This is a genomic window from Shimia sp. MMG029, from assembly GCF_027947445.1.
GTDB lineage: Bacteria > Pseudomonadota > Alphaproteobacteria > Rhodobacterales > Rhodobacteraceae > Shimia.
Genome location: NZ_JAQJIM010000001.1, coordinates 1,211,549 through 1,232,086, shown reverse-complemented (window position 1 = coordinate 1,232,086; position 20,538 = coordinate 1,211,549). Strand labels below are relative to the sequence as shown.

16 protein-coding genes and 1 tRNA gene are annotated in these 20,538 nt (G+C 58.5%); 16 read left to right on the top strand and 1 reads right to left on the bottom strand.

What is annotated here, in order from left to right; genetic code table 11:
* Positions 1–2: 2 nt before the first annotated feature.
* A complete protein-coding gene (locus PJL69_RS05880) occupies positions 3–1,085 on the bottom strand; it encodes an alcohol dehydrogenase family protein (RefSeq protein WP_271308810.1) in 1,083 nt (360 codons plus the stop codon).
* Positions 1,086–1,290: 205 nt separating this feature from the next.
* Between PJL69_RS05880 and PJL69_RS05875 the strand changes: the two genes are divergently transcribed.
* The 16 genes from PJL69_RS05875 (at position 1,291) to PJL69_RS05800 (ending at position 20,532) form a co-directional block, all read left to right on the top strand.
* Positions 1,291–3,585: a bifunctional salicylyl-CoA 5-hydroxylase/oxidoreductase gene (locus PJL69_RS05875; RefSeq protein WP_271308809.1), complete on the top strand. Its 2,295-nt coding sequence runs from the start codon at positions 1,291–1,293 to the stop codon at positions 3,583–3,585.
* On the top strand, positions 3,582–4,340 hold the full coding sequence (locus PJL69_RS05870; RefSeq protein WP_271308808.1) for an SDR family NAD(P)-dependent oxidoreductase: 759 nt from the start codon (positions 3,582–3,584) through the stop codon (positions 4,338–4,340). The genes PJL69_RS05875 and PJL69_RS05870 overlap by 4 nt, the downstream gene beginning before the upstream one ends.
* Positions 4,337–4,786: a MarR family winged helix-turn-helix transcriptional regulator gene (locus PJL69_RS05865; RefSeq protein WP_271308807.1), complete on the top strand. Its 450-nt coding sequence runs from the start codon at positions 4,337–4,339 to the stop codon at positions 4,784–4,786. Before PJL69_RS05870 ends, PJL69_RS05865 begins: the two co-directional genes overlap by 4 nt.
* A 3-nt stretch (positions 4,787–4,789) precedes the next feature.
* Positions 4,790–5,590 carry an enoyl-CoA hydratase family protein gene (locus tag PJL69_RS05860; protein WP_271308806.1) on the top strand — a complete coding sequence of 267 codons (801 nt, stop codon included), beginning with the start codon at positions 4,790–4,792 and terminating at the stop codon, positions 5,588–5,590.
* Between the two features lie 109 nt (positions 5,591–5,699).
* Positions 5,700–6,860 carry an acyl-CoA dehydrogenase family protein gene (locus tag PJL69_RS05855; protein WP_271308805.1) on the top strand — a complete coding sequence of 387 codons (1,161 nt, stop codon included), beginning with the start codon at positions 5,700–5,702 and terminating at the stop codon, positions 6,858–6,860.
* A gap of 2 nt (positions 6,861–6,862) precedes the next feature.
* Complete coding sequence (locus PJL69_RS05850) at positions 6,863–8,479, top strand: AMP-binding protein (RefSeq protein ID WP_271308804.1); 1,617 nt, start codon at positions 6,863–6,865, stop codon at positions 8,477–8,479.
* Positions 8,476–9,315: a tryptophan 2,3-dioxygenase gene (locus PJL69_RS05845; RefSeq protein ID WP_271308803.1), complete on the top strand. Its 840-nt coding sequence runs from the start codon at positions 8,476–8,478 to the stop codon at positions 9,313–9,315. The genes PJL69_RS05850 and PJL69_RS05845 overlap by 4 nt, the downstream gene beginning before the upstream one ends.
* A 2-nt stretch (positions 9,316–9,317) precedes the next feature.
* Positions 9,318–10,511, top strand: a complete 1,194-nt coding sequence (gene kynU / locus PJL69_RS05840) for a kynureninase (protein ID WP_441347453.1) — start codon at positions 9,318–9,320, stop codon at positions 10,509–10,511.
* Positions 10,512–10,520: 9 nt separating this feature from the next.
* Complete coding sequence (locus PJL69_RS05835; protein ID WP_271308801.1) at positions 10,521–10,922, top strand: RidA family protein; 402 nt, start codon at positions 10,521–10,523, stop codon at positions 10,920–10,922.
* Positions 10,923–11,006: 84 nt separating this feature from the next.
* A tRNA-Gly gene (locus PJL69_RS05830) sits at positions 11,007–11,080 on the top strand.
* A 141-nt stretch (positions 11,081–11,221) separates the two neighbouring features.
* Positions 11,222–13,015: an ABC transporter transmembrane domain-containing protein gene (locus tag PJL69_RS05825; RefSeq protein ID WP_271308800.1), complete on the top strand. Its 1,794-nt coding sequence runs from the start codon at positions 11,222–11,224 to the stop codon at positions 13,013–13,015.
* A gap of 224 nt (positions 13,016–13,239) precedes the next feature.
* Positions 13,240–15,135 carry an acyl-CoA synthetase gene (locus PJL69_RS05820; protein WP_271308799.1) on the top strand — a complete coding sequence of 632 codons (1,896 nt, stop codon included), beginning with the start codon at positions 13,240–13,242 and terminating at the stop codon, positions 15,133–15,135.
* Between the two features lie 109 nt (positions 15,136–15,244).
* On the top strand, positions 15,245–16,213 hold the full coding sequence (gene speB / locus PJL69_RS05815; protein ID WP_271308798.1) for an agmatinase: 969 nt from the start codon (positions 15,245–15,247) through the stop codon (positions 16,211–16,213).
* 230 nt (positions 16,214–16,443) lie between these two features.
* Positions 16,444–18,825, top strand: a complete 2,382-nt coding sequence (locus PJL69_RS05810) for a PAS domain S-box protein (RefSeq protein ID WP_271308797.1) — start codon at positions 16,444–16,446, stop codon at positions 18,823–18,825.
* A 138-nt stretch (positions 18,826–18,963) separates the two neighbouring features.
* Positions 18,964–20,007 (top strand): aldo/keto reductase, encoded by a 1,044-nt coding sequence (locus PJL69_RS05805; protein WP_271308796.1) that lies wholly within the window; start codon positions 18,964–18,966, stop codon positions 20,005–20,007.
* Positions 20,008–20,034: 27 nt separating this feature from the next.
* Positions 20,035–20,532, top strand: coding sequence for a hypothetical protein (locus PJL69_RS05800; RefSeq protein ID WP_209096746.1), 498 nt, complete (start codon positions 20,035–20,037; stop codon positions 20,530–20,532).
* Positions 20,533–20,538: the final 6 nt, after the last annotated feature.

The window sequence follows — 20,538 nt, the reverse complement described above, 5'->3', positions numbered from 1 at the left end:
GCTCAGGGCGTGACCACGATATTGCCGGTGTGCTCTTTGGCGATGAAGGCGGATTGCGCTGCCTTCAGCTCTGACAGCGGGTAGGTGGCGGCAAGCGCTGGCTTGATTTCGCCAGCCTCAATGTAGCGGATCAGGTTGGGCATGACCTCCAGATCAATCACGGTGGAGCCGGTGAAGGTGAGGTCGCGCAAGTAAAGCGTGCGCAGGTCCAGATCCACCATCGGCCCGGCAATGGCGCCGGAGCAGGTGTAGCGCCCGCCGCGATCCAGAATGTCGATGAGCGTGGGCCAGTAGGGGCCACCCACAACGTCTGCGACCACGGTGATTTTCTCAGCGCCCAAAGCGGCGCGCAGGTTTTCTGGGGCACGTGGCAAGATGCGATCAGGGCCAAGCTCGGCCACAGCGGCGTGTTTGGCTTCGCTGGCCATGGCGATCACCCGCGCGCCGCGCCGTTTGGCCAGTTGGATGAGCGCGCCGCCGACGCCACCGGATGCGCCGGGCACAAGAACGGTGTCAGCCGCCGTGACCTGCGCGCGGGTCAACATGCCTTCGGCGGTGGAGTAGGAGCAGGAGAAAGTGGCGAGTTCGGCATCTGAGAGGTTCGAAACCACTTTGAGCGCATTGCGCGCGGGCAGGACGCAATATTCTGCAAAGCCCCCATCAATCTCGGATCCCAAATAGCCGGTTTTGGTTTTGTCGGTGAGATCCTTCGGGTCGCGCACCCAGCAATCGGTGATGATGCGCTCACCAATGCGTGAAGCGGCGACACCATCGCCCACGGCCACCACTTCGCCGCAGATGTCTGCGCCTTGGATGCGGGGAAAGGCGAGCGGCTTGCCGCCCCAGCTTGGGTCTTCGCCGTCGGGCGTTTCCTCGGTGGCACCTGACGTCGCGCCGGTGACCGCCTTGGAGTACCAGCCCGCGCGGGTGTTCACATCGGTGTTGTTCATGCCGCATGCCCGCACGCGCACAAGCACTTCGCCAGCGCCCGGCTTTGGCACGGGCCAGTCGGTGCGCCATTCATATTTGTCCATATCTCCGTGGCCGGTGAGGATCATGGCGGACATTGTGGTGGGCAGGGTCATGGCGTGTCCTTTGCGTTATAGGACTTGGATCGAACCATGGGGGCACGCGCCGTGCAACGAATTTCCAGCGGTGGGGGCTTGGAAATCCTGCACAGGAGAAATCTTTAAGTTTGAAATTTCAAGCTTGAAGTAAATTCCGACTCACCCTAGCCTGATTGTGTGACGGGGCGTTTGGGCCTCGCGAAGGACACATCAGGAGGGGTTTATGCGGATTGCGTGTTTGGGCGGCGGTCCCGCCGGGCTGTACTTTGCCATTTCCATGAAGCTGCGCGACCCGTCGCATGAGATCACGGTGTTTGAGCGCAACCGCGCCAATGACACCTTTGGCTGGGGCGTGGTGCTGTCAGATGATGCGCTCGAGAACCTCTCCCAAAATGATCCCAAAAGCGCGCAGATGATCCGCGATCACTTTGCCTATTGGGATGACATTGCGGTGGTGCATGACGGGGTGCGGACGGTCTCTGGCGGGCATGGGTTTGCCGGGATTGGCCGGCGGCAGATGCTGATCTTGCTGCAGGATCGTGCGCGGGAGCTCGGGGTTGAACTGCGCTTTGAGGCGGAGTTTGACGATGTAGAGGCGATCCGCGCAGAGTACGATCTGGTGGTGGGCTGTGACGGGCTGAACAGCCGGGTGCGGGAGGCCTATGCCGAACACTTCAAGCCTGAGATCGATGTGCGCGCCTGCAAATTTGTTTGGCTCGGCACACATCAGAAATTCGACGACGCCTTCACCTTCATATTTGAGAAAACCCAGCAAGGCTGGATCTGGGCGCATGTCTATCAGTTTGATGAGGACACGGCGACGTTCATTGTGGAGTGCGGGCAGGAGGCCTGGGACAGCTTCGGGTTTGAGGACATGTCCAAGGAGGAGATTGTGGAGACCTGCCGTGTGGTCTTTGCCGATCACCTTGGTGGGCATGATCTGATCAGCAATGCCGCGCATTTGCGAGGCTCAGCGGTGTTCATGAACTTCCCACGTGTGCTCTGTGAGACCTGGCATCATGAGAATGTGGTGCTGTTGGGGGATGCCTCGGCCACCGCGCATTTCTCGATTGGGTCCGGCACAAGGCTGGCTTTTGACAGTGCGATTGCGCTGGCGGAGTTTTTGCACAGCGAGCCAACCATGGCGGCAGCGTTTAAGCGCTATCAGGACGAGCGGCGGCTCGATGTGCTGCGCCTGCAATCGGCGGCGCGCAATTCGCTGGAGTGGTTTGAGGAGGTTGAGCGCTATCTCGATCTTGATTCGGTGCAGTTCAACTACGCGTTGCTGACACGCAGCCAGCGGATCAGCCACGAAAACCTGCGTCTGCGCGATGGCGCGTGGCTTGAGAGCGCGGAGGCTTGGTTTCAGGCGCAGGCGGGTGTTTCAAAAGATGCCCCCGTGCGAGCGCCGATGTTTGCGCCGTATAAATTGCGCGAGATGGATCTGCAAAACCGCATCGTTGTGTCGCCAATGGCGCAATATAAAGCGGTTGAGGGCTGTCCGACCGATTGGCACCTGATCCACTATGGCGAGCGCGCCAAAGGCGGGGCGGGGCTGGTCTTTACCGAGATGACCTGTGTGAGTGCTCAGGGGCGGATCACGCCGGGTTGTCCGGGGCTTTATGCACCGGAGCATGAGGCGGCCTGGGCGCGGCTCACGGATTTTGTGCATCAGGAGACGGGTGCGAAGATCTGCTGCCAGATTGGTCATTCGGGGCGCAAAGGCTCCACCCAAGTGGGCTGGGAGCAGATGGATGCACCCCTGGAGATCGGCAATTGGGAGCTGGTCTCTGCCTCAGCGATCCCTTGGAGTGGGCAGAATGCGGTGCCGCGAGAAGCCACGCGGGCAGACATGGACATGATCCGCGATCAGTTTGTGGCGGCGGCGCAGATGGCAGAGCGCGCGGGCTTTGACATGATCGAGCTGCACGCGGCCCATGGCTATCTGCTGTCGAGCTTTATCTCTCCGGTGAGCAATCAGCGCAAAGACGACTATGGCGACAGTCTGGAGAACCGGCTGCGCTATCCGCTGGAGGTGTTTGCGGCGATACGGGCGGTCTGGCCTGCGTCAAAACCGATGTCGGTGCGGATTTCGGCCAATGACTGGCTGGGTGAGGATGGCGTAACACCGCAGGAGGCGGTGGAGATTGCCAAGGCGTTCAAAGCGGCGGGGGCGGACATCATTGATGTGAGTGCGGGGCAGACCAGCACCGATGCCAAACCGGTCTATGGGCGCATGTTCCAGACACCGTTTTCGGATCGCATCCGCAATGAGGCAGCTATCGCGACCATGGCGGTGGGCAATATCTATGAGGCCGATCACGCGAACTCCATTCTGATGGCAGGGCGCGCCGATCTGGTGGCGGTTGGCCGACCGCATCTGGCTGATCCTTACTGGACGCTACATGAGGCCGCGCGGATCGGGGATCGGCACGCAAACTGGCCGTTGCCGTATGAGGCGGGGCGGGATCAGGCCTGGCGGCTGGCGGATCGAGACGCGGAGATGATCCGGGTATGAGTGTCGAAGGCAAACATGTGGTGGTCACGGGCGGTGGCACCGGCGTCGGCGCGGCGATTGCCGAAGCGATGGCGCACGCCGGTGCTAGGGTCACCGTTGTGGGCAGACGCGAAGGGCCTTTGCGCGAGGTGGCGGGCAAACACCGGTTCATTGGCTGGAAAGTCGCGGATGTGACCGACGCAGCCGCGCTGGGCACGGCACTGTCAGAGGCGCGCGCGTTGTCCGGACCCGTCGCGGTGGCGGTGGCCAATGCGGGGGCGGCAGACAGCGTGCCTTTTGCCAAGATGCAGCCCGATCAGATGCGGGACATGTTGGAGGTGAACCTGCTGGGTGTGATGAACAGCTGGCAGGCGGCGCTAGGCGATATGCAGAGCGCGGGCTGGGGGCGGCTGATTGCAGTGGCCTCGACCGCCGGGCTGAAAGGCTACCCCTATGTGAGCGGCTATTGCGCGGCGAAACACGGGGTTGTGGGGCTGACCCGCGCAGCGGCGCTGGAGATGGCGGAGAGCGGGATCACCGTGAATGCGATCTGCCCAGGGTTTGTGGACACGCCGATGCTGGACCGCTCTGTGGCCAATATCATGGAGAAGACCGGGATGGACGCGGACAAGGCCCGCGCCAGCCTTATGCGGAGCAATCCGCAGAAGCGGTTTATTGAGGTCGATGAGGTGGCAGGCGCGGCGCTGTGGCTGTGTAGCGAGGCCGCGCGTTCGGTCAACGGGACGGCGATGAGCCTGTCGGGAGGCGAAATATGAGTGAGCTGAGCAAAGCGCGTCTGCGGTTGTGGCTGAAGCTGTTGAAGGCCTCGGGCATGATTGAGGATGAGGTGCGCCGCCGTCTGCGCCGGGAGTTCGACAGCACCCTGCCGCGCTTTGATGTGATGAGCGTTCTTGCGCGTTTCCCTGATGGGAAAAAGATGAGCGAGATCAGCGATTTGCTGCGCGTTTCTAATGGCAATGTCACGGGCATTGTCGACAAGCTTTCTGAGGAAGGTCTGGCGCAGCGGGTGGCGGTGCCGGGGGACCGCCGTGCCTCTAAAGTGAAGCTGACCGAGAAAGGCATCGCAGCCTTTGCCGAGCATGCGGACACCCATGAAGGCTGGATTGACGAGATGCTGGGCGGGCTTAACGCGGAAGATGTGGACGGCATGGCCACGCGGCTTGAGCGTCTGATTGAGACTTTGGAAGACAGGGAGATCTGAGCGATGCGCACAGATGTGGAGCATTTTCTTTGCACGGTTGTGGATGGCATTGCGACGGTGCAGCTTAACCGGCCGGAGCGGAAAAATCCGCTGACCTTTGAGAGTTATGCCGAGCTGCGCGACTGGTTTCGCGATCTGGCCTATGATGATGAGGTGAAGGCGGTGGTTTTTGCCCCCAATGGCGGCAATTTCAGCTCCGGTGGTGATGTGCATGAGATCATCGGGCCGCTCACAGAAATGAACATGAAGGAGCTGCTGGCCTTCACCCGGATGACCGGGGATCTGGTCAAGGCGATGGTGAACTGCGGCAAGCCGATCATTGCTGCAGTGGACGGCGTTTGCGCCGGGGCCGGGGCGATCGTTGCCATGGCGAGCGATCTGCGCATCGGCACACCGGAGACCAAGACCGCGTTTCTGTTCAACCGTGTCGGCCTGGCGGGCTGTGACATGGGCGCCTGTGCGATCCTGCCGCGGATCATAGGGCAGGGGCGCGCGGCGGAGCTGCTTTATTTGGGGCGCGCGATGACGGCTGAGGAAGGCGAACGCTGGGGGTTTTTTAATCGGCTGGTGGCGGCAGAGGAGCTCTATGGCGCGGCGCAGACCATGGCGCAGCGGATCGCGGCGGGGCCGGGCTTTGCCAATATGATGACCAAGACCATGCTGGCGCAGGAATGGGCCATGTCGATTGAGCAGGCAATTGAGGCGGAGGCGCAGGCGCAAGCGATTTGTATGCAGGGGCAGGATTTCCGGCGGGCCTATGAAGCTTTTGTGGCCAAGGAACGGCCGGTGTTTGAAGGGGATTGACCCGCGGGCTGGCTTAAGAGCGGGCCAGTCCCCACACACAGGTTATATGGGGGCCAGCCCCCAAACCCCCGGGATATTTAGGGCAAGAGGAAGCAGAGGAGGCTTTGACTTGGCGGATCAGACGTTTTTGGACTGGCCTTTCTTTGAGGAGGCACATCGCACGCGGGCGCATGAGGTGGAGGCCTGGGCGGCTGAGGCGCTTGGGGCTGTGGATCATGGCGATGTCGATCAGAGCTGTCGAGATCTGGTGGCGCGGATGGGGCAGGCGGGTTTGCTGAATGCCACGGCGTCTATGGATGGCGTGCTGGATGTGCGCAGCCTCTGCCTGAGCCGGGAAATTCTGGCGCGGCATGATGGTCTGGCGGATTTTGCCTTTGCCATGCAGGGGCTGGGGACTGGCGCGATTTCGCTGTTTGGCACCGAGGCGCAGAAAGCTGCGTGGCTTCCAAAGACACGTGCGGGGGAGGCGATTGCAGCCTTTGCGCTGACGGAGCCGCAGTCGGGATCGGATGTGGCCAACAGCACGATGACAGCAACCCGCGAGGGCGCGGATTTTGTTCTCAATGGCGAGAAGACCTGGATTTCCAACGGTGGGATTGCCGATGTCTACACCGTGTTTGCCCGCACCGGTGAAGGCGCGGGCGCCAAGGGGCTGAGTGCCTTTGTGGTGCCAGCGGACACGCCGGGGCTGTCGGTTGTGGCGCGGCTTGAAACCATTGCGCCGCATCCGCTGGCGACCCTGCGTTTTGACAATTGCCGCATTCCGGCGGAGGCCCTGATTGGTGCGCCGGGGCAGGGGTTTCGCATTGCGATGTCGGTGCTGGATGTGTTCCGCTCGACAGTTGCCGCCGCAGCGTTGGGCTTTGCGCGGCGGGCGCTGGATGAAGCTTTGGCGCGGGTACAGGCGCGCAAGGTGCAGGGCGCGCGGCTTAGTGAATTGCAGATAGTGCAGGGCCATATTGCGGATATGGCTTTGGACGTGGATGCAGCGGCACTGCTGATCTACCGCGCGGCCTGGACCAAAGACAGCGGTGCCCCGCGGGTGACACGAGAGGCGGCCATGGCCAAGCTTTTTGCCACCGATCAGGCGCAGCAGGTGATTGACAAGGCGGTGCAGCTTTTTGGCGGGGACGGTGTGAAATCCGGCGAGGTGGTCGAGCGGCTTTATCGCGAGATCCGCGCGCTTCGGATTTATGAAGGGGCCAGCGATGTGCAGCGCGTGGTGATCGCGCGTCAGACATTGGCGGCGCATGCGGCAGGAGGTGTTTGAACATGTTGGGACCATCGGCACATCAGGACACATTCACGCGGGACAACTTGCCGGATGAAGCGCTTTGGCCCGAGCTTTTGCTGGCAGGATTTGACTATCCGGAACAGCTGAATGCGGGCTGGGAGCTGACCGATGGGATGGTCGCCAAAGGGTTTGGTGATCACACCGCGCTGATCGGCAATGGGCGCCGGCGGACCTATAAGGAGCTGACCGACTGGACCAACCGGCTGGCGCATGTGTTGGTCGAGGATCTGGGGGTGAAGCCCGGTAATCGGGTGCTGATCCGCTCGGCCAACAACCCGGCCATGGTGGCCTGCTGGCTGGCGGCGACCAAGGCGGGGGCGGTGGTGGTGAACACCATGCCCATGCTGCGCGCGGTGGAGCTGAGCAAATATGTGCAGACCGCAGAGATCAGCCACGCGATTTGTGACACACGCCTGATGGAAGAGATGGAGGCCTGTGCCGCGCAATGTCACGGGCTGCGGGTGATCGGCTTTGATGGCACCGCCAATCATGATGCGGAGCTGGATCGGCTGGCACTGGAAAAATCCGTGATGTTTGAGGCCGTGGCCACCAGTGCGGATGATGTGGCGCTGATTGGATTTACCTCCGGCAGCACCGGGCAGCCCAAAGGTACGATGCATTTTCACCGCGATCTGATGATCATTGCGGATGGCTATGCCCGTGAAGTGCTGGATGTAAAGCCAAGCGACGTGTTTGTCGGCTCGCCGCCGTTGGCCTTTACCTTCGGACTTGGGGGGCTGGCGATTTTCCCGCTGCGCTTTGGGGCGGCGGCAACGCTTCTGGAGCAGGCCACGCCTCCGAATATGATCGAGATTATCGAGACCTATAAGGCGACCGTGTGTTTCACAGCACCGACGGCCTATCGCGCGATGCTTGCGGCCATGGAAGAAGGCGCGGACCTCTCCAGCCTGCGCGCGGCTGTCAGCGCGGGGGAGACTTTGCCCGCGCCGGTTTATGATGCCTGGATAGAGAATACCGGAAAGCCGATGCTGGATGGCATCGGGGCGACGGAAATGCTGCATATCTTCCTCTCCAACCGGTTTGATGATCACCGCCCGGCCTGCACGGGCAAGCCTGTGACCGGCTATGAGGCGAAGGTGATCGGGCTGGATGGCGCGACGTTGCCACGTGGCGAGGTTGGGCGGCTGGCGGTGCGTGGGCCAACCGGCTGTCGCTATCTGCGCGGGGACCGTCAGGCGGACTATGTGCGGGATGGCTGGAACATCACAGGTGATGCGTTTTGGCAGGATGAGGATGGCTATTTCCATTTTGCTGCGCGCAATGATGATATGATCATCTCCTCTGGCTACAATATTGCAGGGCCTGAGGTGGAAGCGGCGCTGCTCAGCCATGAGGCTGTGGCGGAATGCGCGGTGATTGGCGTGGCCGATGAGGCGCGCGGTGAGGTTGTGCAGGCGCATGTGGTGCTGGCGGAGGGTTTTACCGGAGATGCAGCTTTGGCCGAGGCGCTCCAAACCCATGTGAAAGCGGCGATCGCGCCTTATAAATATCCGCGCTCTGTGGTGTTCGCCAAGGCGCTGCCCAAGACGGAAACCGGAAAGATTCAACGGTTCAGACTGAAAGAAAACACATGACACCAAAGGCTTACGATCCGGCGACGGATGGGGCGAAAATGGGATTTGCGGATGCGATGTCCTATGGGGACTATTTGCATCTGGATGGCATTCTAAGCCAGCAGCACCCCCAGAGCGACGCGCATGACGAGATGCTTTTCATCATTCAGCATCAGACCAGTGAGTTGTGGATGAAGCTGGCGTTGCATGAGCTGAGTGCTGCGCGGGAGGCGTTGCGTGCGCGGGATCTTGCGTCAATGTTCAAGATGCTGGCGCGGGTCAGCCGGATCTTTGAACAGCTCAACTCGGCTTGGGATGTACTGCGCACCATGACACCGGCGGATTACACCACGTTTCGCGAGGCGCTGGGGCCGTCTTCCGGGTTTCAGAGCCATCAGTATCGGCTGATCGAATATGTGCTGGGCAACCGCAATCCAAATATGGTGAAACCCCATGCGCATGTGCCGGAGGCCAAAGCGGTGCTGGAGGCCGAGCTGGCGCAGCCGAGTTTTTACGACGAGGTGATCCGCTTTCTTTTTGAAGAACTGGATGGCGATGCCGGCAAGATGCCCGCGCCGCAATTGACGCAGCCGCATCAGGCCGAGGCGGAGGTGCAGGCGCGCTGGAAGATCGTCTATGAGGATGTGGACACCCATTGGCGGCTTTATGAGCTGGGCGAGAAACTGGTTGATCTGGAAGACTATTTTCGCCGATGGAGATTCAATCATGTTACCACCGTTGAGCGTGTGATTGGGTTCAAACGCGGCACGGGCGGCACCTCGGGCGTGCAGTATCTGCGCAGGATGCTGGATGTGGAGCTTTTCCCGGAACTTTGGCATCTGCGCGGAGACTTATGACGATGGGCGTTTCGCTTCCCAGAAAAGAGCTTTTTGATGTGCCTGAGGGCGTGATCTATTTGGATGGCAACTCGCTGGGCGTGCTGCCCAAAGGAGCTGCTGAACGCGCGCAGAAGACCATCACCGAGGAGTGGGGCGCACAGCTCATTCGCGCGTGGAATGCGGCGGGCTGGATGGCGTTGCCTCAAGTGGTCGGGGATCAGATCGCGGGGCTGATCGGTGCGCCGACCGGGTCTGTCGCTACCGGTGATACGCTCTCGATCAAAGTGTATCAGGCGCTAGCCGCCGCGTTAAAAATGCGCCCTGACAGAAAGGTAATATTAAGCGATAACGGTAACTTCCCGTCCGATCTTTATATGGCGGAAGGTCTGATCAGGACGTTGGATCAAGGTTACGAATTGCGCACCCCTGCAGCTGAAAAGATGACCGAGGCGATAACGGAAGAGGTGGCTGTGGTGATGCTCACACAGGTCGACTATCGGTCTGGGCGGATGCACGATATGGCAGCAATCACCAAGCGCGCGCATGAGGTTGGGGCGGTGATGATTTGGGATCTGGCGCATTCCGCCGGGGCGGTGCCGGTTGAGATTGCCGCCTGTGGTGCAGAATTCGCCGTAGGGTGCAGCTATAAATATTTGAATGGTGGCCCCGGGGCACCGGCATTTATCTATGTCAGGCCAGATATTGTTGAAGGCATTGATCCGGCTCTGTCGGGGTGGTTGGGGCATGATGCGCCCTTTGCTATGGAGCTGAATTACCGCCCAGCCGCCGCGACGGAGCGCATGCGCGTGGGCACGCCGCCCATTCTGCAACTCGCAGTATTGCAGGAAGCGCTGAAGGCTTGGGAAGGGGTCGACATGGCAGATCTTCGGGCCGCGTCGATACGTTTGTCAGAGCTGTTTATTGCAGAAGTGGAGGCCCGTTGCCCGGAGTTGGTTTTGGCGAGCCCGCGGGACCCTGAGATGCGTGGTTCGCAGGTGTCTTTTGCTTTTGAGCATGGCTATCCCGCGATGCAGGCATTAATTGATCACGGGGTGATTGGTGACTTCCGTGCCCCCAACATCATGCGCTTTGGATTCACGCCACTTTACCTGGATGAGAAAGACATCATTTCTGCCGCAAAAATAATTGAAGATGTCATGTCTAACCAATTGTGGAAAAATGAAAAATACCAAACACGTTCACGCGTGACCTAAGGGGGGAGCATGGCACTTAAGGAGATACATCCAGAGGGCTGGGCCCCGGCGTTGGGCTATGCCAATGGGATGCTGTCTGAGGATGGCACGTTGCACATTGGCGGACAGATTGGGTGGAACAGTCAGAAGGTTTTTGAACGCCACGATTTCATTGGCCAAATGACCCAGATTCTGAGCAATATTCGCACAATTGTTGAGGCTGCAGGAGGCACGCCCAGTGACATTGGGCGGCTGACTTGGTTTGTCAAAAGCAAGGCGGAGTATATGGCGCACCAGAAAGAGATAGGCGCGGCCTATCGCTCTGTGATGGGGCGCCATTTTCCAGCCATGTCATTGGTGGTGGTGGCCGATCTTTTGGAGGACGAGGCGCTTCTGGAGATCGAAGCGACCGCGCATGTACGCCCTGCCTAGGAAAAAATCTGCGATAATTTCAGTTTGTTGTGGGGAAGTCTCTTGACCTCCCCAAATCGCTGAAATACATCAACCGGACCTCGGGCGGGTATGGTGAAATGGTATCATAAGAGCCTTCCAAGCTTAAGGTGCGGGTTCGATTCCCGCTACCCGCTCCAAGGTCATCCCACATCAATGCAACACCCTGAAACGACGTCGGTATCACGACTGTATTGCGTCGGTGGCGCTTTTGTCCGCTTGACCCCAACGCGCGCCTTGGTCACTAACGCTTAAGACCACAGCCAAGGTAAGAGCAAAGCATGGCACGACAGCCCAAGAGCGCACAGAGCGAGCAAGATCGCGAGAAGAGCAGAAACATCGGAGCGCTGCGTGGTTTGGGGCCATTTGTGCGCCCGTACCGTGTGCTTGCCTTCTTTGCCTTTTGTGCGCTGACACTGACCGCGTCTGTGTCACTTATGCTGCCGGTGGCGGTGCGTCGCGTGGTGGACAACTTCGGCACGGAAAGCGACGCTCTTCTGGATAAGTACTTCCTCGCGGCTTTGGGCTTTGCTGCGCTGCTCGCTGTGGGAACGGCACTGCGTTATCTGCTGGTGACGCGGCTCGGTGAACTGGTGGTGACCGACATTCGCAAAGCGGTGTTTGGGCGTGTGATTGGCATGAGCCCTGCATTTTACGAGACCATCATGACAGGTGAAGTGCTGAGCCGTATCACCACGGACACCACCGTCATTCAGTCGGTGATTGGTTCATCGGTATCGATTGCCTTGCGCAATATGATGCTGTTCTTGGGTGGGCTTGTGTTGATGCTATTCACGTCCACCAAACTCACCCTGATGGTGCTTTTGGTGGTGCCTATGGTGATTGTGCCCATCTTGGTTTTGGGGCGCCGCTTGCGCAAGCTGAGCCGGGAAAATCAGGATTGGATTGCGGAAAGCTCTGGCAACGCTTCGGAGGCGCTGCTGTCTGTGCAGACCGTGCAGGCCTTTACCCATGAGGCGCAATCCCGCAGCAGCTTTGACCGTGTGACTAACTTGTCGCTTGAGGCCGCGATGCGGCGCATTAACACGCGTGCGTTGCTGACCATGATCGTGATTTTCCTGATCTTCACAGGGGTTGTGATTGTGCTGTGGATGGGCGCGCGCGATGTGCGGGCAGGGGGCATGAGCGTTGGTGTGCTTGTGCAGTTTGTAATCTATTCCGTCATGGTCGCTGGTGCCGTCGGGGCGCTCTCTGAAATTTGGAGCGAGCTGCAACGCGCGGCCGGGGCAACCGAACGGTTGGTTGAGCTGTTGTTTGCCAACGACACAGTGCATGACCCAGAGACGCCTGTCGCCTTGCCAGCGCCGGTGCGTGGAGAGATTTCTTTTGAAAATGTGTCTTTCCAATATCCGTCTCGGCCCAATGTATCGGCGCTCGATGCTGTAGACCTGACCATTGCACCCGGTGAAACCGTGGCATTTGTCGGCCCATCCGGGGCTGGGAAAACCACAATCATACAGATGATCCAAAGGTTTTATGACCCCAATGAGGGCCGCGTGGCGCTGGACGGTATCGCATTGACCGATATGGACCGGGACGCGTTCCGACAGTATATGGCATTGGTGCCGCAGGATCCTGTGATTTTTGCCACCAGCGCGCGGGAGAACATTCGCTTTGGTCGTCCAGAAGCCACGGATGCGGAGGTTGAAGCCGCTGCCAAGGCCGCTGCGGCACATGAATTTATCACAGCATTGCCGGAAGGCTATGACAGCCAGCTGGGCGAGCGGGGTGTGATGATCTCTGGTGGGCAAAAGCAACGTATCGCAATTGCCCGTGCCATCTTGCGCGACGCGCCTGTGCTGCTGCTTGATGAGGCGACTTCGGCACTTGATGCGGAAAGTGAGCGCCTTGTTCAGGCAGCGGTGGATGAGTTGGCGCAAAGCCGCACCACACTGATTGTGGCGCACCGTCTGGCAACTGTGAAAAAGGCCGACCGGATTGTTGTGATGGATGCAGGCCGTATCGTGGCACAGGGTCGGCATGACGATCTGGTGGCGCAGGGCGGATTGTACGCCAAACTTGCAAGGCTTCAATTTACGTCTGGCGCAGCTTAGGTTTACCTTGCACAGGTTGGTTCGAAGGGGGCGCTCCGATAGGTGGAGTTGCGATTTTCGGTCATTCGCATAGGGTGACTATGACGTAACGTTTTGTCGCAGGCTTACCTTACGTTCGACTGGCCTCAGTGTGGGTGCTGAGTGTTTGTGTGTGGACCGAGAGGAAGGAACGCCACCTGTGGGGAACATGTGGCACAGCCCAAACCAGGGGGGAGACTGAGAATATGAGCTTTGAGTCTTTGGCAGATCTGAAGGCAATCGAACAAGAGAAGCCGTGGGACGCGCGCGATGTGCCGATCACGATCTTTGAGATGCTGACCCGTACCAAGCAGAAGTTTCCCAACCGCCCGGCGGTGAGCTATCAGATTTTTTCTGGGCCCAAAGACAAGGCGGAAACCCTTACTTGGGCAGAGCTGCATGCAAAGACGGCGCAGGCGGCCAATATGTTCCGCGACTTGGGCGTGGGCGAGAAAGACACGGTGGCCTATGTGCTGCCAAACTGTAACGAGACGCTGATCACCCTACTGGGCGGTATGGTTGCCGGGATTGCAAACCCGATCAACCCGTTGCTTGAGCCCGAGCAGATCTCTGCGATCCTGCGCGAAACGGACGCGAAGGTTGTGGTCACACTCAAAGGCTTCCCCAAGACGGATGTGGCCCAAAAAGTGGCCGAAGCTGTGCGTCATGCGCCGCGCGTGCACACGGTTTTGGAAATTGATCTGAACAAATATCTGACGCCTCCCAAGAGCTGGATCGTGCCATTGATCCGCCCGAAGGTGAGCGGCCCGCATCATGCGGACTTTAAGGACTTCAACAAAGAACTCGCAAAGCATAACACCACGCTCGACTTTGAAGACAGCAAGGTGGATCGCGTGGGGGCCTATTTCCACACCGGTGGCACCACGGGCATGCCCAAAGTGGCGCAGCATCTGTATTCCGGTATGATCTACAACGGCTGGCTTGGCGATCGTCTGTTGTTCACTGAAGAAGACAACATCATGTGCCCGCTGCCGCTGTTCCATGTCTTTGCTGTGCATGTGATCATGCAGGCCGCGATCAGCTCTGGGGCGCATGTGGTGTTCCCGACGCCGCAGGGCTACCGTGGTGATGGAGTGTTTGACAACTTCTGGAAGCTGATTGAACGCTGGCAGATTTCTTTCATCATCACGGTGCCGACAGCTGTGTCAGCGCTGATGCAGCGCCCGGTGGACGCGGATATTTCCTCGGTAAAGACCGCGTTTTCAGGATCTGCGCCCATGCCGATGGAGTTGTTCAAACGTTTTGAGAGCACCTGTGGCGTGGACATTGTGGAAGGATATGGCTTGACCGAAGCCACCTGTCTTGTGTCCTGTAACCCTCCCACCGGTGACAAGAAGGTCGGCTCAGTTGGCGTGCCTTTGCCCTATACAGACGTGCGGATCATCAAAAACACAGCTGAGGGGCCGGTGGATTGCGCAAGCGATGAGGTCGGGGAGATCTGTATCTCCAACCCCGGTGTTTTTGCAGGCAACACCTATACCGAAGCGGACAAGAACGCGGATCTCTATCACCACGAAAAATATCTGCGTACGGGGGACCTGGGCCGGATTGATGAGGACGGCTATCTCTGGATCACGGGGCGGGCCAAGGACTTGATCATTCGCGGTGGCCACAACATCGATCCGGCAGAGATCGAGGAGGCGCTGCTGGCGCACCACGATGTGGCGTTCGCCGGGGCGATTGGTCAGCCGGACGCGCACGCAGGCGAGGTGCCTTGCGTCTATGTGGAACTGGTGGATGGGGCGAGCGTGTCCAAAGATGCGTTGATGGAGCATGCCAAGGTGCATGTGCATGAACGCGCTGCGCATCCCAAATATGTTGAGATCATGCCGGAACTGCCCAAGACGGCGGTGGGCAAAATCTTCAAGCCTGATCTGCGCAAGGCTGCGATCACGCGGATCTATGATGCGGCACTGACCAATGCAGGTGTGGCAGCGCAGATCGATCATGTGCTCGACGATAAAAAGCGTGGGCTTGTGGCGCAGGTGAAACGCACCGGTGACGTCAGTGACGAAGAGATTGGCAAGGTGCTTGGCGACTTCACGCGCCCTTGGGAGTGGGTCAAGACCGACGCGGCCTGACGCCCAAATCTTGAGATCTTTAAAAGGGGTGCAGGATGGCTGTGCCCCTTTTTCTTTACGCGGAGGAGAAAAGTCGCCACGCTCTCAAAAAACGAATGGGGAGCGTGACATGGCAGGACATGGCTATGACAGCGGGCGGCTGGATTTGCCGTTTGTGGGGATTTCGACCTTTGGCAAGCGGCCTTATGTGGCTGATTGGGAGGCGCTTGAGGCCGACGTGGCTGTGCTGGGCGCGCCGTTTGATTTTGGCACTCAATGGCGCAGCGGCGCGCGTTTTGGCCCGCGCGCGGTGCGGGAGGCCTCGACATTGTTCAGCTTTGGCCATGCGGGGGCGTATGACCATGAAGATGATGAGACCTATCTGCCCGCCAGCGTGCGCATTGTGGACATGGGGGATGCAGATATCGTGCACACCGATACGGCCCAGAGCCACGCGAACATCGAAGCAGGCGTGCGCGCCGCATTGAAGGCTGGCGCGCTGCCGGTGACGATTGGCGGGGATCATTCGGTCAACATTCCCTGCATCAACGCGTTTGACGATCAGGGCGACATTCATGTGTTGCAGATTGATGCGCATCTGGACTTTGTGGATGAACGCCATGGCGTGCGCTTTGGGCATGGCAATCCGATGCGCCGAGCGGGGGAAAAGCCCTATGTGACCGGGCTGACGCAGGTTGGCATTCGCAATGTGAGTTCGACCGCCAAGGAAGGCTATGCCGATGCGCGCGCGATGGGCAGCACTATCCTGAGTGTACGTCAGGCCCGCGCGCTTGGGCCGGAAGGCACCGTCGCGCAGATACCTGAAGGGGCACGGGTGTATGTGACGATCGATATAGACGCGTTTTGTCCCTCGATTGCGCCGGGCACAGGCACGCCAAGTCACGGCGGCTTTCTGTACTATGATGTTTTGGAGATGTTGCAGCATGTGGCCAAACGCCATGAGGTGGTGGGCATTGATCTCGTGGAAGTTGCGCCGGACTATGACCAAAGTGGGTCGACCGCGATTTTGGCGGCTCAAGTACTTTTGAATTTCTTGGGTTTTATCTTTGCTGAACGTGGATGCCGCGCGGCGACCTAGAACGCGGGACCGCTGCTGAAAGGCTTATTTTGTGGCGTGCGCATCTTATAAGGTATGACGCCTTTGCACCGGTGGTATAGAGCGCACGCCACGCCGTTTGAGAAACCGTTTCGCAAACCTTTAAAGCTACATAGAAATGTCAGGAATTTGTTTACATATCCCAAGGGTTGCGTTAAGTCGCCGCCTTACCATTTCGGTTGAGCAAAAAAACTGAGCGGCAGAGACACCTCATGGAAGATTTTTGTGCGAAACAAGGCGGCGACACGGCTGTTCTGGTGCAGATGCAGAAAGTGCAGATGCAGGCAATGGAGCAGGCGACCGGCGTGGGATACTGGTGTCTGGATCTCCAGTCGAGTGAGCTTTGGTGGAGTGAGAAAACCAAAGAAATTCATGAGGTTGAACCTGACTATCAGCCACATTTGAACACAGCGATAGAGTGCTACGTTCCTGAGTTTCGGGAGCGTATAGTACAAGCCGTAGACTTGGCGATGACCGAAGGGGTCGCTTGGAACGAAGAGCTGCAAATTCAAACCGCCAAACAACGGCGGCTTTGGGTGCAAGCCGTTGGCGCGCCTGTTTATGCGGGCGATAAAATCGTCGCTCTTGCCGGCTCTTTTCGGGATATTTCCAAAGACTGGCACGTAGACAAAAACACGCGTGCGCTCTCTTCACAAAGTGAGGAGAGCGTTTCCGATTTGCAGCATGCGTCGCTTGCCTTGAACGAGGCGGCGATTGTGACCACCGCTGATCTGCATGGCAAGATTACCAGCGTGAACCAGAAACTGCTTGATATTTCTGGCTATTCGGAAGCCGAGCTTATCGGTGCAGACCATAACATTCTGAATTCTGGCGAACACGGCAAAGAATTTTTTGCCGATCTTTGGCGGACCATTGGCCGCGGTCAAATCTGGCGCGGTGAGATCTGCAACCGCCGTAAAGATGGCCGGCTCTATTGGGTCGATACGATGATCTACCCCATCCTGGATATGCGTGGTCACGTTGAGAAATATCTTTCCATTCGGTTTGATGTGACTGAACGGGTCGAGGCCTCCAAGCTTGTCACCAACTTCTTTGACATGTCGATGGCGCCGCACTGCATTTTTGATAAGTTCGGACGCCTGCAGCAAGTCAACGGTGCCTGTTGCGCGATGCTGCATTATGAAGAGCAGGATCTGGTCGGGCGTGATGCACGCGATTTCATTGTGACCGATGACCATGACGCGTTTTCGAATGCTTGGCGACCCGACGAAGTGGTGACACATTCGAAACCTGTCAGGTTTCGCTTGATCGATGCCGATGGGCATGTGCGCCACACTGAATGGCGGACGCGCACATTTGGAACTTTGATTTTTGCGTCAGGTCACGACCTGACGGGCGAAGTTGAACGTGTGGACGCGCTGAAGGAAGCGAAGCGTGCTGCCGAAGAAGCGAGCCTCTCCAAATCAGCGTTTTTGGCAAACATGAGCCACGAAATTCGCACGCCGCTGAACGCGATTGTGGGTGTTGCTGATGCCTTGCTGGATAAGCCGAGTCTTTCCGCAGAAGACAAAAACCTCATTCAGATGATTTTTGACAGCGGCAAGGTGCTTGAGCGCCAAATGTCTGACGTGCTTGATTTTTCTAAGGTTGATGCCGGTAAGAGTGAGCTTGAATACAAGCCGTTCTCTCCATCGGACATGCTGAAGCAGGCGGTGGCACCTCATGTAGAAGGGGCCAAGGCCAAAGGCGTGGAGTACTACGTTGAAATTGAACCTGCCGCGTCCCTACTCGTGATGGGGGATGACATGCGGGTGCGCCAGATTGTTTCAAATCTTGCGTCCAACGCTGTGAAATTTACCGCCGCAGGGTCCATTACGACGCGGATGAGCTGTGTTGAGGAATGTGATACAGCGGCGTTGCGGATCACGTTTGTTGACACGGGCGTTGGCTTTCCAAAAGCCACGCAGACCGATGAATTTGACCGGTTTGATCAAAAAGGGCGCAGCAGTGCGGAAGGCTATGCCGGTACCGGGTTGGGCCTCGCGATCAGTTCGTCCTTGGCCCGCCAGATGGGAGGGCGTCTGTCTGTTGTGTCTGCACCCGGTCAGGGCAGCACGTTCCATCTGGATTTGCCGTTGCGCAAGGCGCAGGCAGCGGTATCCGCGACGGCCAATTCAACGCAACCGCCACTCAGTTTTGTGGGCAGTCTGAAAGGGCGAAAGGTCCTGATTGCCGAAGACATCAAGGCCAACCAGAAAATTGTAGCGCTGCTTCTGAAAGGGACCGGGTGTGAGACGGCTTTTGCCAACAATGGCAAGGAAGCGATTGATTTGTGTCACTCTTGGAAGCCTGATCTGGTGCTGATGGACATGATGATGCCGGAAATGAATGGTTTGGAAGCGACGCGGGAGATACGGATCCGTGAACGTCAGACCCGGAAGGCGCGCCTGCCGATCTTGATGTTGTCTGCCAACGCGATGCGAGAACATGTCAAACAGGCCGAAGATGCAGGGTGTGATGCCCATATTTCTAAGCCGGTGAACAAAAAGTCGCTGATCCCTGCCATTTTGGAGCAGTTGAACCGCGAGGGAACGCCAAAATTCCGCAACACTGCGCAAAGTGCGGTTGCCTAGCATTTTAAGCAGGGGCTGTCTTTTGGGGAAATGTTGTTCTCTGTGAGAGGAGCATGCCGCGGCATCTGGCTGCGGCACTTGCAACCCGTGTGACAAAGCTTAATGTCACGCCAACGCGATTTCCTACAGGACTCTCCCATGAAAATGAACCCGCTTGGCCGGACGGGCCGCTCTGTTTCCGAATACTGCCTGGGCACCATGACCTTTGGCACCCAAACAAGCGAAGCTGATGCGCATGCGCAGATGGACATGGCGTTGGATCATGGCATCAATTTCATAGACGCGGCTGAAATGTACCCGGTCAACCCCATCACTGCGGAAACGCAGGGGCGCACGGAAGCCTATCTTGGCAGTTGGTTTGCCAAGACAGGCAGGCGCAATGAATGGGTTTTGGCCACCAAACACAGTGGTGCGGGAGTACAGCATATTCGCGGTGGTGCGCCAATCACCACCAGCACCGTGCGGGATGCTGTTGAGGGGTCTCTGAAGCGTCTTCAGACTGAGCATATCGATCTGTATCAGCTGCATTGGCCAAACCGCGGCTCCTATATGTTCCGGCAAAACTGGGAGTATGACCCTTCCTCACAGAATAAGGCTGAGACGCTCGCCAACATGGAAGAGGTGCTTGAGGCGCTGCAGGCGGAGGTGGATCGCGGCACCATTGGCGCCTTTGGTCTGTCAAACGAAAGCGCCTGGGGCACGGCGCAATGGCTGCGGCTATCCGAGGATAAGGGTTTGCCGCGCGTGGCCTCGATCCAGAACGAATACTCTCTGCTGTGCCGTATGTTTGATACGGATCTGGCAGAGCTTTGTCTGAACGAAGATGTGGGCCTGCTGGCCTTTTCGCCTCTCGCGACAGGGTTGCTGACCGGGAAGTATCAGAACGGGCAAACACCTGACGGCTCGCGTAAAGCGATCAATGGGGATTTGGGCGGGCGGGTCAGCCCCGGCGTGTTTGATGCGGTGCAGGCTTATCTGGATATTGCCACCAAACACGGGCTGGATCCGGTGCATATGGCAATGGCCTTCACGGTGCAGCGCCCATTTATGTGTTCGTCTATTTTCGGTGCCACGACAGTGAGCCAGCTGGAGCATTTGCTGCAGGGGGCTGAGGTCACGTTGAGCAACGAAGTGTTGGCAGAGATCAACGCTGCGAACCGTGCACACCCAATGCCGTTCTAAGGGGCTGTGAAAAGGATGACTGATAAGATGACTTCTGAAGCAGGCGCGCAAGAGGTGCTGGCAACCATACGGGCATCTGGCCCACGTCGGGTGTTTGGCATTGGGACATTGGCGTTGCTTGGCGGCTTGCTGATCTACCTTGCGCTTGCGACGAGTCCGGCGCCTCTGTGGCAGGTTTTCTTGTTCGTGATCGGCGCGGGTGCGCTCTGGCTGGCCGAACGCACCCGGCGGGCCACGGAAAGCACGGTACAGCTGACGCGGGCGGGTATTGCAACCGACGCAGGCGAAGAAATTGCGGCGATTGAAAACATCGCCGCGATCAAACGTGGCATGTTTGATCTGAAACCTTCCAATGGGTTCACGGTTGTTTTGCACAAACCTCGCGCGCGCAGGTGGCAGCCCGGTCTTTGGTGGGCTGTTGGCCGTCGGGTTGGCATTGGCGGTGTGACACCCGGATCAGAGGCGAAGGCGATGGCGCAGTTCATTGAAGCGCTTCTCGTAGAAAAAAGCGGCTCAGAGTTCTGAGCCGCT

Excerpts from the sequence above, each read along its gene's own strand:
- PJL69_RS05845 (WP_271308803.1), top strand. The coding sequence starts at position 8,476 with ATGACACCAAAGGCTTACGATCCGGCGACGGATGGGGCGAAAATGGGA.
- PJL69_RS05805 (WP_271308796.1), top strand. The coding sequence starts at position 18,964 with ATGAAAATGAACCCGCTTGGCCGGACGGGCCGCTCTGTTTCCGAATAC.
- PJL69_RS05835 (WP_271308801.1), top strand. The coding sequence starts at position 10,521 with ATGGCACTTAAGGAGATACATCCAGAGGGCTGGGCCCCGGCGTTGGGC.
- kynU (WP_441347453.1), top strand. The coding sequence starts at position 9,318 with ATGGGCGTTTCGCTTCCCAGAAAAGAGCTTTTTGATGTGCCTGAGGGC.
- PJL69_RS05865 (WP_271308807.1), top strand. The coding sequence starts at position 4,337 with ATGAGTGAGCTGAGCAAAGCGCGTCTGCGGTTGTGGCTGAAGCTGTTG.
- PJL69_RS05825 (WP_271308800.1), top strand. The coding sequence starts at position 11,222 with ATGGCACGACAGCCCAAGAGCGCACAGAGCGAGCAAGATCGCGAGAAG.
- PJL69_RS05800 (WP_209096746.1), top strand. The coding sequence starts at position 20,035 with ATGACTTCTGAAGCAGGCGCGCAAGAGGTGCTGGCAACCATACGGGCA.
- PJL69_RS05820 (WP_271308799.1), top strand. The coding sequence starts at position 13,240 with ATGAGCTTTGAGTCTTTGGCAGATCTGAAGGCAATCGAACAAGAGAAG.
- PJL69_RS05870 (WP_271308808.1), top strand. The coding sequence starts at position 3,582 with ATGAGTGTCGAAGGCAAACATGTGGTGGTCACGGGCGGTGGCACCGGC.
- PJL69_RS05875 (WP_271308809.1), top strand. The coding sequence starts at position 1,291 with ATGCGGATTGCGTGTTTGGGCGGCGGTCCCGCCGGGCTGTACTTTGCC.
- speB (WP_271308798.1), top strand. The coding sequence starts at position 15,245 with ATGGCAGGACATGGCTATGACAGCGGGCGGCTGGATTTGCCGTTTGTG.
- PJL69_RS05880 (WP_271308810.1), bottom strand. The coding sequence starts at position 1,085 with ATGACCCTGCCCACCACAATGTCCGCCATGATCCTCACCGGCCACGGA.
- PJL69_RS05860 (WP_271308806.1), top strand. The coding sequence starts at position 4,790 with ATGCGCACAGATGTGGAGCATTTTCTTTGCACGGTTGTGGATGGCATT.
- PJL69_RS05810 (WP_271308797.1), top strand. The coding sequence starts at position 16,444 with ATGGAAGATTTTTGTGCGAAACAAGGCGGCGACACGGCTGTTCTGGTG.
- PJL69_RS05850 (WP_271308804.1), top strand. The coding sequence starts at position 6,863 with ATGTTGGGACCATCGGCACATCAGGACACATTCACGCGGGACAACTTG.